The sequence below is a fragment of the Aporhodopirellula sallentina SM41 genome (assembly GCF_000346505.1).
GTDB lineage: Bacteria > Planctomycetota > Planctomycetia > Pirellulales > Pirellulaceae > Rhodopirellula > Rhodopirellula sallentina.
Genome location: NZ_ANOH01000107.1, coordinates 25334 through 39350 on the forward strand (window position 1 = coordinate 25334; position 14017 = coordinate 39350).

Consider the following 14017-nt stretch of genomic DNA (forward strand, 5'->3'; position numbering starts at 1 on the left):
ACAAACTCCCATTCCCGCTCGAACAACTCCCGGCCGACACCTGGATCCTGTGCAGACGCGATGCAAGGCACGGCAAACCAGAAAATAACCGTTCCACCCACCCCAAACCGGTGCCTGCAACCCATCGAACATCCCCCGGCATTCATTGAAAAGAAAAGCGCAAAAGCGGCTTGCAAATCCCCACATAAAGAAAGGGCGGAAGGCATCCGAAAATGCAACGCCCGCCCCGAGCACGGTCACGACGGGAAACGCCCTCGGGGAACGGTGTCTCCCCCTGACAACTCCCCCCCGACGCCTCGCTGCACCGTGCCATGCTCGATCATGCGAACAGGACCGCGAACAAGAAAGGCACCCCCATTTTCCTCTCGTGCTTGAATCACCGCGATCCAACACTACCGCGCACAAAACACCAAAAACACTCCAATAGTGCGTGACCCCTTTTGAAAAAGCAGCATTTTTCGCACTAAGAAATTCTTGCGCGACACAACGATGCATTTTGTGAGATTCCCCACCGTTACCTCTCCATAAACCCAACCTGTCTCCCCTCACTACGGGCACCTCACCATCGACATCAGCACACGCTCAAAAGGGGCAAGCCTCCGCGATCTGACAATGCAAACGAGACCACCGCTAAGCAGCGGTTTTCGGTGATTGAAACGTTCACTAACTTCGTTGTGCGCACCGGCACAATGATGCAACGATATATCGCAATCGAATCTTTCTGCTCGCATCTATAGTCACTCGGCAGTGTGATGAGTCGTCACTCGAGTTCACACGTTTTGACCTTCGCCCCACGAGTTGAGTCAACACGTTCTGAACACCATGAAGACGACCGCACGACGTAGAGCAATTCCGCTCGTTTCGATTCGACCTTAATTTGAGAAAGTAGATGTCTAGGAAAAAAGTTAATAGCGGTTTCACTTTGGTGGAGTTGCTCGTGGTGATCGCCATCATTGGTGTGTTGGTTGGATTATTGCTTCCTGCAGTCCAAGCAGCGCGAGAAGCAGCACGACGAATGAGCTGCAGCAATAACTTCAAACAACTCGGCTTGGCACTGCATAATTACCACAGTGCGTTCAATCAGATTCCACAACACGGAACCGGCACCACCGCTCCGGCCAGCAACAGCAGCAACCGATACATGCTCAGCGGATTCCCAGGCATGCTTCCTTTCATGGAACAGCAGGCTTTGTGGGAACAAATCAAAAACCCCGCCAACGGTATCCAGCCGATGGGAATTGCACCGGATCAATCGTTCGGTCCTTGGGATACCGAAATCCCTACACTGCGTTGCCCGAGCGATCCCGGCGTCGGATTGCCATCGGCAGGCCGAACCAACTACGGGTTTAGCGTTGGCGATGCGTTGTACCTGGTTCACAGTGGCGGCAAGAACCGAGTCGGCGCATGGGACTGGGAAAACAGCGGCAAAACAGACAGCCGCGAAGCAGCCGATGACAGCGACTTCACCAACGCCAACAACAGCTCCATCGCCGCCGTCGCCCGCACGACGAACCGTGGTTTCTTCTGGGTACGCACCGCTACCAAGTTCCGCGACGTTGTCGATGGCCTGGCAAACACGATCGCAATGGGCGAGCAAGCTACCAGTTTGGGAACTGGCGAAATCAACTCGGACTTTGTACGTCACTTGAACGCGGGGCAGGGGATGCCACTGATGGACAACCCGAGCTGGTGCAACGATCTCTACATCGACCCAGCCCGACCTCAGTTCTATCTCGGCAGCGGTCTTCCCAACAGCGCCGTGGTCCAACAAGACGGTGGCTCGAAAGGTTACCGATGGGCCATGTTCCGCGGAGCCCACACGTCGGTATACACCATCCTCCCACCCAACAGCATCTCTTGCTTCACCGGAACCACTAACTCTCAGGGTATCAATTCCATGGGCAGTCGCCATCAAGGCGGATGTCACATCCTGATGGGTGACGGTGCCGTTCGTTTCGTCACCGAAAGCATCGAGGCCGGTACGCAAACCTCACCTCCGGTCGGATCCAGCGCAGCCGGTGCACCTGCTCCGGGTGCCGCGAGTCCATACGGATTGTGGGGTGCCCTGGGAACTCGTGGCGGTAAGGAAGTGATCGACGGAGAATTCTAATCCGTCCACACTACTGCCATCGCATCACACAAAGCCCTGAAAGACTTCAAACTCTTTCAGGGCTTTTCTCGTTAACGGACCAAGCAAACAGGCTGCCGTTTTCTTTCCCGAATCAGCCTGAGTTGAATCAAACAGCCTGCGTGATCAAGCATGCCTGATCAACGGTTAGTCCACCCAGTCCGGCGCAGAGACATCACTCAATAACTTCGCTTCACCGAATGTCATGGCCCCCTGCGGGATAACGGTCAAGCTGCCATCGGTTTCGATGACCACCCAATTCGCTTCGTCAAGAGATGTGAATCCCTTCTCGCGTAACTTGGCGATCACTTCTGATTCAGAGATCCGTTCTCGTTGCATGTTCTCGGTAACGAACTGACCTTTGTGAGTCAGCAACGCCGGCTTCGGTTTGACCACCTGTCGAAAAATCGAGCTTCGCAACACGAGGTACGTGGTCAACCACTGCAGCGAAGCCAGAATTGCGATTGCGATGGTCGCATCAGTGATAGAAACGTCTTTCAACAAAATTCCAGACCCGACGAGGCTTCCGATTGCGATGTTGACGATCCAGTCGAAATTGTTCATCTGACTGGTCAATCGTTTTCCAGAAACTCGAACGACCAAGATCACGAACAGATAGAAGTAAACTGACGCAATCGCGACACTTTCGATTCGGTCGACGCTATTGAACCAAGTATCGATTGATTCCTTCATGACAGTTCCTTTTTCTTTCCCGAATGATCCGGTTGTGGAGATCTCGCTCAACTTGGTGAACAAATCCTGTGCCATTCGGGAGATCGACTCTCGCAGCGCAAACCTGCCTTGGTGACCGCCGCGCCAGACCCTGCACAGACGACCACCAACGCGGCGTATGGGCTCCGACGAAACCTCCATCGAGAACGTCGAACTTTCGCCAGTAGCGATCACTTCGCTTGACAGCTCCAAACGGTGGACCGTGCTCTAGGAAGCTCGAAGGGGGTCACGATATCTTGTCGCGGCATCCACGCAGACAATCGCGAAAAGACGCTTGTCGCGGGCTGCCGTGGATCCTGCCGATAGTCATTAGATCCGCTATCATTTCGCCGCCCGTTGCGCCCCATCCGTATTGTGAGACACGTTATGGCCGATCATCAGAGCGTCGATCGCGTTTCTGATCCGAACCGTTTGACCAGCCTTCGAGCAACGAAATTGCTTGATAGCCCGCCGGACGCAGCGTTCGATCGGCTAACCCGTCTCGCGTCGAGGCTGCTGAAATGCCCGGCCTCGGTGGTCACCCTCGTCGACGAAGACCGTCAATTTTTTAAAAGCTGCATTGGCTTGCCTGAACCATGGGCATCGCGACGTGAAAGCCCTCTGACCTATTCCTTTTGTCGCCAAGCCGTCCTGTGCGATGAACCGTTCATTGTCGCTGACGCCACAACGGACCTCCGGGTCGCGGACAACCCCGCGGTGGCGGAATTTGGAGTGAGAGCCTACGCCGGCATCCCCATCCGAACTGCCGATGGCCACGTGCTTGGTTCTCTTTGCGTGTTCGATTCCGTACCTCGAGAGTGGAAAGACGCGGAGATCGAAATCCTCGCTGAGTTGGCATCGTCCGTCGAGTCGGAGATTGAACTGGTAACGATCTCCGCACGGGAACGCGAGCAGCAACAACTCCTCGCCGTCATCATCGAACAGTCGCCACTCGCGGTCTGCGTGATGGACAGCGACACACGCGTGCATCTTTGGAACCAATCGGCCGAACAGATGTTCGGTTACACCTCGGACGAAGTTCTCGGTGAGGCATTGGCAATTGTCCCGCCGGAAAAAGAAGGCGAGTGCCAAACCATTCGTGAAACGATCGCCAAAGGTGAATCAACCATTGGCCTTTCAACCTATCGAGTGCGTCGCGATGGAACGGTCGTTCACGTCAAACTCGCGGCCGCCCCTCTCCGAGGCTTCGAGGGCGAAGCCGGTCGAATGCTGTTGATGTTCGATGACATTTCCGACCAAGTTCGAGCAGATACCGAACGCGACGAACTGCTCAGCAAGCTGCAAGAAGAAACTTCGTTGACCAGCGCGGTGCTCAACCAGTTGCCCGCCGGTGTCATCGTGGCCGATGCACAAAGCCGCAACGTTCTGTCAATCAACGAGCATGCCCATGAACTGGTTGGTCGGCATGTCTCTGCGGGAGGCAGTTCGGACGCGTTGGCTTCATCAGTGGGTTATCACGCAGACGGCACACGCTATCGACCGGAAGAGTGGCCGACCGAACGTACCATCCGTCACGGTGAAGCAGTCTCGAACGAAGACATCCTCTTCGAACAAGAAGATGGAACCCGCCGACGAATATTGACGAGCTCCAAACTCGTCACCGATGCGCACGGCAAGCAAGCCAGGGCGATCACAACGTTCACGGATGTCACGAAGATTCGAGAACTGGAAGCTGCACGCTACCGGAGCGAACAACAGGCAAAACAGATTCTGGCGAGCAGTCAAGACAGCATCAAGATTCTCGACTTGCAAGGTTGCCTGGTTTCGATGAACCCCGTTGGAGCTTTGCTTCACGAGATCGACAATGTTGAGGAATTGGTCGGCACGCCATGGGTTGATTTCTGGCAAGGAGAGGATCGGGAACGGGCAGCGAACGCGATCGCCGAAGCGGTTGCCGGTCGCTCAGGAAGGTTTCGTGGCATTCGCCCAACCCGCAGGTCAAAGCTCGATCGTTGGTGGGATGTCGTCGTAACGCCCATTCGCGGCGAGGACGGTGAACCGGAACAGATCCTCGCCATCTCACGTGATATCACCGAGTCGGTCAGAGCCGAACAGCAACGTGAGAACCTAGTTCAGAACGAGATTCAAGCACGACGTGATGCCGAATTGGCGAAAGAAAAGTACCGTAGCCTGGTCAATGGCCTCGACGCCATCGTTTGGGAAGCGGACGCCAATACATGGGAATTCAATTTCGTAAGCCAGCGTGCCGAGCAGATCCTCGGCTACCCGATCGAACGCTGGCTTTCGGATCCCAGCTTTTGGCCAAATATCATCCACCCGGATGATCGCGAACATTCCGTCGCACTGTGCCAGAATGCAACGCGCGAATGCCGAGACCATGACTTTGAATATCGTGCGGTAACCCAAGACGGACACACCGTTTGGCTTCGAGACATTGTCTATGTCGCTTCGGATGATGAAGGGAAGCCCAACCATCTTCGAGGTGTGATGGTCGACATCTCCGCGAAAAAGGAACTCGAGCGAGAACTTCGACAACGAGCAGAACAGCTATCCGAAATGGACGCTCGCAAGAATGAGTTTTTGGCTGTGCTCGCTCATGAACTTCGAAACCCCTTGGCTCCGATCAGCAACGCGGCTGAACTGCTACCGCTGTGTAAAGACAATCCCATCGAAGTCGCAGAGATTGCGGAAATACTGCAAGGACAGTCGTCTCAACTCGTGCGGCTGATCGACGACCTCATGGATCTTTCCAGGATCACGCGAGGCAAGATCCAGCTTCAAAAAGAGTGTGTGTCCATCGTGGACATCCTACAAACGTCAGTCGCGTCAGTCCGGCCCTCCTGCGACGCTCGCGGGCATCAGCTTCACGTGAACCTAACTCCCGGAGATGGCCTGACCGTGACAGGGGATCGTGTGCGTCTCGCGCAGGTGTTTACAAACATCCTGAACAACGCCTGCAAATACACACCAACCGGTGGCGTGATTGAACTGCAATGTGCACGGGTGGACGACTTCATCGAAGTCTCAATCGCAGACAACGGTGTTGGAATCTCTCCCGAAGATGCCGAGGGAATCTTCGAAATGTTCACCCAAGTGGAGAGCTCGGTCACACGAAGCCAAGGCGGCCTTGGGATCGGACTCACACTCGTGCAACAACTCGTCGGCTTTCACGACGGCGCCGTCATTCTGGACCAAACCTACGAAGGCGCCGGCAGTCGTTTCGTCGTTCGCCTCCCAATCTCCGACGAAACAGAGGGCGATCGCGAGCAGGTGAACTGCACACCGCCGGAGACAACGCTGAGTGTTGTCGTGATCGACGACGTTCGAGCAGTTGCCACGATGCTGGTGAAACTTATCGGCGTCCTCGGACACGAAGCACAGATGGCACTCGGTGCGGAGGAAGGCATTCAGGTTGCCAGGGAGACCCAACCTGACGTTGTTTTCTCCGACATTTGCATGCCCGGTCATTCCGGCTACGAAGTCGCTGCCGCGCTCTTACCCTTAAAGGAATCCTCAAAAACAACCTTAATTGCGATGACAGGAAACGGTCAGCCCGAAGACATCAAGAACGCCTACGCCGCAGGCTTCGACCATCACCTCGTAAAACCAGCCAGCATACAAATGCTACAAACGGTCTTCAAAGAGATCGTCGCAGAAAAAAACGCGTGACAGCCTTCAATATATATCGACATCAATTGGCGCATTCACGTCCGGTTCCGTTGCGTATCAATACAACAGCATCACATTTAAAACAGCGACCATGATTCGACTTTTAAGGCCGCGAAGCCCCCATCGCCCCAACACCATCTTATACAAGGATTACACCCCGTAGCGAAAGTCGCCAAGACTTTCGGCGATTCCCCTAACCTGCCGAAACTCCCGGCGGGCTGCTAATCCACTAGCCCGCCGCGCAAGCAAGGGATCACACAAAACACTCGTTTTTGCATCGCGTCAACACCCTATCATCAACCTCGACGCTTCCCATTTAATCAACAAACCTCAAAGACATTCGGCGATTCGCGTGGCCTGCCGAAGCTCTTGGCGAGTTTCGCTACGCTTGTGTTTTTAGTATCTGACGTGTCCGATCATTGCATCTGAAATCCTTTGCATACAGCGCTCAGAAGCCTCGCGACATCGACACATCATTTCCAAGGTCGTTCATAAACACAGAAGAATACACCTGTCCGTGTATCATCTTCTGCCTGGCAACTACCACCGCAAACAACTACGACGGTGGCCATTCGAGAGAGACAAAACAGGATCGTTCACTTGGGATAAAGAGCCCAAACGCGTCTCCAAGTTCTGAAGTTATCCCAAGTGACAATGCAAGGACGGTATTGTATCGGCAGTGAACAATGGCCGAACAAAAGCTCGCAACGCATTGAATATCCCGCGCGCCGCTTGCCATGCATAATTGGAAATCGCCGCGTGAATGCACGTCATTGACATCATCCGTTCGCGTAACTCAGCCAAGCCCTCTCCCCCCTCCGTTGCCGACATCAGTCTCCGTCTGCTTGGCGCAGCAAAAATGAACGTCGCAATCACACAACAGCGATTAACCCAAAATTCATATACCGCGACTGATCCGTAAGACTCGCTAGTTGCATGTTTTATGGCACTCCATCCACCGAACCGCCCGCTCGCTTCATCAACAGTGATCGAATCGATGCGGCAGCCACTAACGAGATTTCTCGACTCGCACTACACTTCCCCGCGCTGCTTTTCCTGTCCAAACCAGCCCAGTCAAATTTTTCCAAGAAATGATTGAATTCATTGTCCAGTGCTTTCACGTCGCGCATGTAGACGAGTGCGGTAGGTTTTCTGCTCCGACTCCTTCGGTAATTGAGACGGCACCTATTGCTTGACGAGCTTATCTCGGTATTCCAATCGGGCTTTGTGCTTGTCCAATAACCCTATGATTTCAATGAACAAAAGAGGTAGATTGTGTTAAGAGACTCTCGAAAGAAGTATGGATTCACGCTCGTTGAGCTACTCGTGGTGATTGCGATCATCGGAGTATTAGTAGGCTTGCTTCTTCCAGCCGTTCAGGCTGCACGCGAAGCAGCACGCCGCATGAGTTGCGGCAACAACTTCAAGCAAATTGGACTCGCGCTCCACAACTATCACTCGGCATACAACCAACTGCCCGTGCAACGTGGCGGTACCGACGGTGGTGGTTACCTGGGTGGTCACTACGCGAGTTCCAACATAGACAATCGGCTTCAACTGAGTTTCTTGGTGGGGCTGATGCCTTTCATCGAGCAAACCGCGCTTTGGGAACACATCAGCAACGGCGACCCAACTCTTCCGGTTGCGCCGAACTACTACCCACCCATGGGACCAACTCCGAATCAAGCAACGTTTGTTCCTTGGGTGACTGAGATCCCAGCATTCCGCTGCCCGAGCGATCCTGGCACAGGGTTGCCAGCGAACGGAAGAACGAACTATGCCGCGTGCATGGGCGATGCAATTGAAAAGATCAATTCAGGAGCCTACGACTGGAACCTGACACCTCCCGATAGCTCGCGCACCGAAAGACTGCGTGCATCTCAACGGGGGATGTTCGTGCCAATGGAACGAACCAAGTTTCGTGACGTTCTCGACGGACTATCCAACACGCTCATGTGTGGTGAAATCCCGACCGACCTCGGGGACAACGATGTTCGTACGCAGCCTCACATCGGCAAAAAGGCATGGGCCGCTGTCATGAATAACCCTAGCTATTGCGAACAGTTCCGCGATCCCGAACGCCCCCAATTCTGGGATCCCAGCGTCAACAGTGACCTGCAAAACGCGTCGGCTCCTGACCGGGCACGCGGCTTCCAATGGGCCTCAGGTTACTTGCTTCACACTGGCTTCCAAGCAATCCTCCCTCCGAACCGTGAGTTCTGCGTCGACAACAACCAAAAGGCGAACTCGCTGAAGTCCGTGCAAATGGAAGCCTTGGCTTCTGCCGGCAGTCGCCATCAAGGCGGAGCCCACGTACTGATGGGTGACGGAGCCGTGAAGTTCATCACCGACTCCATCGACGCCGGCAACCAGTCCGCCAAGACCGTTCGTGCCATTAATTCGGCACCATCCAATGCGGGTGCTCAGAGCCCATTCGGGTTGTGGGGAGCTCTCGGGACTCGTGCGTCGAGAGAAGTCATCGACTCCGAGTTCTAACACCGAACTCAACTAACCATTCACGCTGGATGTCTTCTTGGGTATCTAGCGTTGCCGGCCGTGGCGATTGCTGCTGATCGGATTATCGAGCAGCGAGGCAGATCACAGCGAACGAGCGGCATCTACTCACCCAAACATTCCCCTCCCCATCACTGCGCAGAGCTCAATAGCGAGCGCATCCAAAACCAGGAATTCCAATGCGAAGGTTCGCAATCAGCGGCGTCATTGCTTGCACACTTTTCATCCCTGCAGTCGGCTGCAGTGGTAGTTCAGAGCCCAAGGTCATCATGGACCTGCAAACAGCAGCCAACATTCAAGCCGAGCGAGATGCTCGCGATAAAAAAGCGGCTCAACAGGCTGCTAAAGAAATGAAGTCGGCACCCAAGCAACGATGATGGACCGAAGTGAAATGCTCAGCATTCTGATGCAAGAGAGAACCAAGCAAGTCGCGCTTGCTTGGTCGATCTTGCGTCAGTCTCAACTAGCCGAAGATGCCTACCAGGACATGCTGGTGAAGGTCTTCGAAAACGAGAACGTCTTTGAAGGCCCGCGTCACCTGCGTGACTGGTCATGGAAGGTTCTCCGTCGCCGCTGCTATGAGTTCATCCGCCGACAAAATTATCGACCATCTCTCCTAGACGAGTCGATTTTGGATTTGGTGGATGCGGATCTCGAGTACCGTGACGCCGACGAAATTAGCTTGCGTGTCGACGCTCTCCACCAATGCCTCTCCAATCTAACCGTTCACTGTCGCGACGTGGTTCGGCTTCGGTTCTCCGAAGGATTGAGTGGCATCGAAGTAGCGGAAAAACTGGGACGCACCCCGGACACGATTTACAAAACGTTGCACCGAATTTACAGCACGTTGGGCGCATGTGTTCAAGACCGTTTGGGTGCGTGGAACGAGGAGACATCCCACTATGACAGAAGAAGAATTTCAACAACTGACAACGCGCTACCTCGAGGGTGTACTCAATGAGGATGAACTCGAAAGACTCGGCTATGAACTGAGCGGCTGCCACGAGCGAGTGAAGCAATTCAACGACGTTCGATTGCTGACAGGTTTGATTCACGAACACGGTCAGAATGCCCCCAATCCGGAGTTTCGCTTAAAATCCGCCGCTGCGATTGCTTCGCCGGGGTGGATGAAATCGAGGTGGATATTCCTTGCCGTTCAAGCGGGATTGGCAGCGTCGATCCTGTTGGCGATCGTGTTGGTGCCTCGTTTCTTCGCTGCGTCACCGGTCGCGACGTTGATCTCAGGAGAAAATGCGTCCTGGGAAAGTGCCCTCCCCACCACCACGGGATCAGATCTCGCCGCAGGTCTTCTAGATCTGAAGACAGGAATGGCGACCATCCAATTCCGATCCGGCGTTGACGTTTCCATCCAAGGGCCGGCCCGCCTGGAACTGATTTCGCCAATGCGAGGCAGAATCTTGTCCGGCAGGGCGAGAATCGACGTTCCAAAGTCCGCCATCGGTTTCATCATGGAAACCCCGAATGGCTACGCGGTTGACCACGGCACCGAGTTTTCGGTGAGCGTCGACCCGTCTAAGAATAGCTCCAGTTTCAAAGTCCTAGACGGTGAAATTTCTGTCTACGTTGCATCAACCGGTGAAAACACGCGTCTGCGCGGAGTAGGCAAGGCGATCACGGTTGAGTCGAACGAACTCGTCGAAGGAAGACCGACAGAGCCGGAACTCGGCCCTGCCCCCGGTCCCCAAACGTTGATTGTCGGTACCGGCGGGCGTGAAGGAACTGCAATCCGCAATGACCGACGCGACTTCATCCATCCGAAATACTTGACCGTGAACCGCCTACTGAAGAAGCAATGGGATCGACGGTCATTTTTCGCCTTCGATCTCTCGAACGTTGACTTCGACGAGGTCGATTCCGTCCTACTTCGCCTTAACCTTGTCCCCTTTCCCTACGGTTTATTCAGTAGCCTACCGGAACTGAATCGATATGCGATCTACGGAATCACGAACCCGGACAAGGCTGGCTGGGACGTCGAATGTCGTTGGCAAGACTCTCCCAGTCCCGACGACGGTGTGATCCTCGGAACCTTTGACGTGCCGCGAAGTCAACAGCAAGGAAGCTTTGCAATCAGCAACAAGAGGCTGCTTCAATTCCTGACAGAACGCGAAGGTACCGAAGTCACCTTCGTCATCGAACGACAGAACCTCCCACTCAAGACCAACGACGTTCCCTGTCATGCCTTTGCGGGTGTTCCGCATCCGGAAGCCAGCGAACCGAAACTTGAGTTCACTTTGAAGCAATAGCATTCAAAGGTCGCCCGCATAAATTGCGGACTCTTCAATACCATCAACCAAGACATGTGATTGCCTAAACAGCATCAATGTCGCGCCCCCATCCGATCTATTCTCGGAAGCCTACCGAAGTGATTTCAAAATACACCATCGCCATATCATTGGCAGGCTGCTTGTTATCGACATCTGTCGCTGACGCCCAACAAGAACGCCCCAACGTCTTGATGATCTGCATCGATGACATGAACGACTGGTGCGGATTTCTCGGCGGTCACCCTGACGCAAAGACACCGCACATGGACAGGCTGGCTGCGAAAGGCGTTACGTTCACCAACGCACATTGCACCGCGCCGGGATGCTCTCCCAGTCGCAACGCGTTACTCCTGGGAGTCGAGCCCCATAAATCAGGGCTTTATCCGTTTTACAAACTGAAACAAGTCGATCGGAAGGTGCTCGATCGCTACACAAACCTTCCCCGTCATTTCAAAGAAAACGGTTACACCACCTGTGGAGTGACCAAGGTGTTTCACAACCCTGACAACACCTATGAAGAAGACGAAACCTGGGACGAATACGCTTCCTTCGGCGATATCAAAATCAAAGGAGCCGATGGAAAAGGGTTCATGGCGGACAACAAAGACAGGAAGAATCGATATTTGAGAGTTTGCGCGGCAACCAACCCGCTCGACCATTTTGTTGACCACCGGACTGCTTCCCATGCGGTCAGTTTCCTGCAGAAGCAGCACGAAAAGCCCTTCTTTCTCGCCGTTGGGTTCATTCGTCCTCACATCGAATTCATCACACCGGAAGAAAACTACGACCGCTTCCCCGACGAGATTGCACCACCGCCAATGACACAGTCTGACCTGGAAGACATTCCCCCGGTTGGCCAGTCGATGGCATTCCAATCCGTCGTCGACCGCTTTGGGCAGCATGACTGTTGGAACGAAGTCCGCCGTGGTTATCTGTCGTGCATTTCTTTTACCGATGACAACATCGGTCGCGTGATGACAGCGCTCGAAGAAAGCACGTACCTCGACAATACCATCGTGGTTCTCTGGTCGGACCACGGATTCCACCTCGGTGAAAAAAGGTCCTACACCAAATTTTCACTGTGGGAAGAATCCACCAGGGTCCCGTTCATTATCTGGGACCCGCGAGGCCAGGATGGCAACGGGAAACGATGTTCTGAACCGGTTGGACTCATCAATGTTTATCGAACATTGTGTGACCTAACCGGCCTTACACCGCCGGAATACGTGGACGGAATCAGCTTGGTGCCGTGGTTGAAAGACCCCAAAAAACCGATCGACCGACCGGCGATGACCACTTGGGGGCGTGGCAACTACACCTTGCGAACGAAGAACTGGCGCTACACCCGCTATTTCGACGGCACTGAAGAACTCTACGACCACACAAGAGATCCCAATGAATGGACCAATCTAGCGAGCAACCCAGAACACGAACCAATGAAGCGTGACCTTGCCGAAAAATGGCTACCGAAATCGGAGGCGCCGAAAGTGCTTTCCGGCAAAGCGTTGGACAATGTCAGGGATGCAGACTCCCCCAATCGCAACCTAACTAACAGATAAACCATGATGCCTCTACTCAAAACAGCCGTGTGGAAACGATGGCTGTTGCTGGTGCTCGCTGCTTTCGCCGCCTATCCGGTCCAGGCCAAGCAAAAAAACGTGTTGTTCATTGCGGTGGACGATCTCAAACCGCTGCTGAATTGCTACGGACACGAACACGTTCACTCACCCAACATCGATGCGCTTGCCGCATCCGGAATGGTCTTCCAAAACGCACACTGCCAACAGGCGTTGTGCGGCCCATCTCGCATGAGCCTACTGACCGGTTACTATCCCGACACGCTCGGCATCTATGGAATGGGCCCGGAACGATACAGGTTTCGTCCGCGATTTCCTGACCTGGTCACACTGCCACAGCACTTCAAAAACAATGGCTATGTCACCATTGGGACCGGTAAAATATTCGACCCACGCAATCTGGACGGCGACTGGAACGGACCACAGGACGCAGCGTCTTGGACCCATTTCTTCGGACGAAATCCCTATAACGCGAAAGTCGGTGGGCCGATCATCAGCGGTCGCTATCACAACCCTGCCTTGGAAGATCTCGTAGCCGACCAAAAAAACAGAGGTTCAGAATTAGGTCTTAAACACAAAAAGCTGCAGCAATACGTACGTGATCACGGCGGTGGTCCGGCCGTGGAATGCTATGACGTTCCCGACGACGCCTACCAAGACGGTGCGATCGCCAATCGCGGAATCGAACAATTGGAATCGCTCAAGAACTCGAGCAAGCCATTCTTTCTGGCGATCGGTTTTGTCAAACCACACCTTCCCTTTGTCGCTCCGAAGAAGTACTGGGACCTCTACGATCGCGAGACCCTCGAACTCGCTGCCTACCAGCGATATCCTCAAGACGCGCCGAAGTGCGCTGAAACCAAATACGTAGAAGCCCGCACCTACAGTGGTGTGCCAAAGACCGGCCCCATCTCATCAGCCACCCAGAGAGAACTCATCCACGGCTATCTCGCCTGCGTGTCCTATGTCGACGCTCAGATCGGTCGCTTGATAGCGAAGCTGAAAGAGACCGGCATGCAGGAAGACACGATCATCGTGCTTTGGGGTGATCACGGATTCCACCTCGGCGACAAGCAACTTTGGGGCAAACACACCAATTACGAGCAATCGACTCGAACTCCATTGATCATCGCAAGCCCAGACCTTCCTGG

Annotated in this window: 9 protein-coding genes; 8 read left to right on the top strand and 1 reads right to left on the bottom strand. The window is 54.2% G+C overall.

The features are described 5' to 3' along the window. Window positions 1–889 precede the first annotated feature (889 nt). A complete protein-coding gene (locus tag RSSM_RS06310; protein ID WP_044301383.1) occupies window positions 890–2110 on the top strand; it encodes a DUF1559 domain-containing protein in 1221 nt (406 codons plus the stop codon). A gap of 165 nt (window positions 2111–2275) precedes the next feature. Here the strand turns inward: RSSM_RS06310 and RSSM_RS06315 are convergent, their stop codons facing one another. Further along, complete coding sequence (locus RSSM_RS06315) at window positions 2276–2821, bottom strand: DUF421 domain-containing protein (RefSeq protein ID WP_044301400.1); 546 nt, start codon at window positions 2819–2821, stop codon at window positions 2276–2278. Window positions 2822–3226: 405 nt separating this feature from the next. On the opposite strand from RSSM_RS06315, the gene RSSM_RS06320 reads away from it, so the two are divergent. The 7 genes from RSSM_RS06320 to RSSM_RS06355 form a co-directional block, all read left to right on the top strand. Beyond that, the gene (locus RSSM_RS06320; RefSeq protein WP_008675771.1) at window positions 3227–6490 is read left to right on the top strand and encodes a PAS domain S-box protein; all 3264 of its coding nucleotides are present in this window, start codon (window positions 3227–3229) and stop codon (window positions 6488–6490) included. A 1275-nt stretch (window positions 6491–7765) separates the two neighbouring features. Then, window positions 7766–8986 (top strand): DUF1559 domain-containing protein, encoded by a 1221-nt coding sequence (locus RSSM_RS06330; RefSeq protein WP_008675773.1) that lies wholly within the window; start codon window positions 7766–7768, stop codon window positions 8984–8986. Window positions 8987–9183: 197 nt separating this feature from the next. Continuing rightward, on the top strand, window positions 9184–9381 hold the full coding sequence (locus RSSM_RS06335; protein ID WP_044301385.1) for a hypothetical protein: 198 nt from the start codon (window positions 9184–9186) through the stop codon (window positions 9379–9381). 14 nt (window positions 9382–9395) lie between these two features. Continuing rightward, window positions 9396–9965, top strand: a complete 570-nt coding sequence (locus RSSM_RS06340) for an RNA polymerase sigma factor (RefSeq protein ID WP_236620984.1) — start codon at window positions 9396–9398, stop codon at window positions 9963–9965. Next, window positions 9907–11268 (top strand): FecR domain-containing protein, encoded by a 1362-nt coding sequence (locus RSSM_RS06345; RefSeq protein ID WP_044301388.1) that lies wholly within the window; start codon window positions 9907–9909, stop codon window positions 11266–11268. Before RSSM_RS06340 ends, RSSM_RS06345 begins: the two co-directional genes overlap by 59 nt. A gap of 161 nt (window positions 11269–11429) precedes the next feature. After that, window positions 11430–12848 carry a sulfatase gene (locus tag RSSM_RS06350; RefSeq protein WP_236620985.1) on the top strand — a complete coding sequence of 473 codons (1419 nt, stop codon included), beginning with the start codon at window positions 11430–11432 and terminating at the stop codon, window positions 12846–12848. A 3-nt stretch (window positions 12849–12851) separates the two neighbouring features. Then, window positions 12852–14017 (top strand): sulfatase (locus RSSM_RS06355; RefSeq protein WP_008675779.1); only part of this gene is annotated, 1166 nt, incomplete at its 3' end.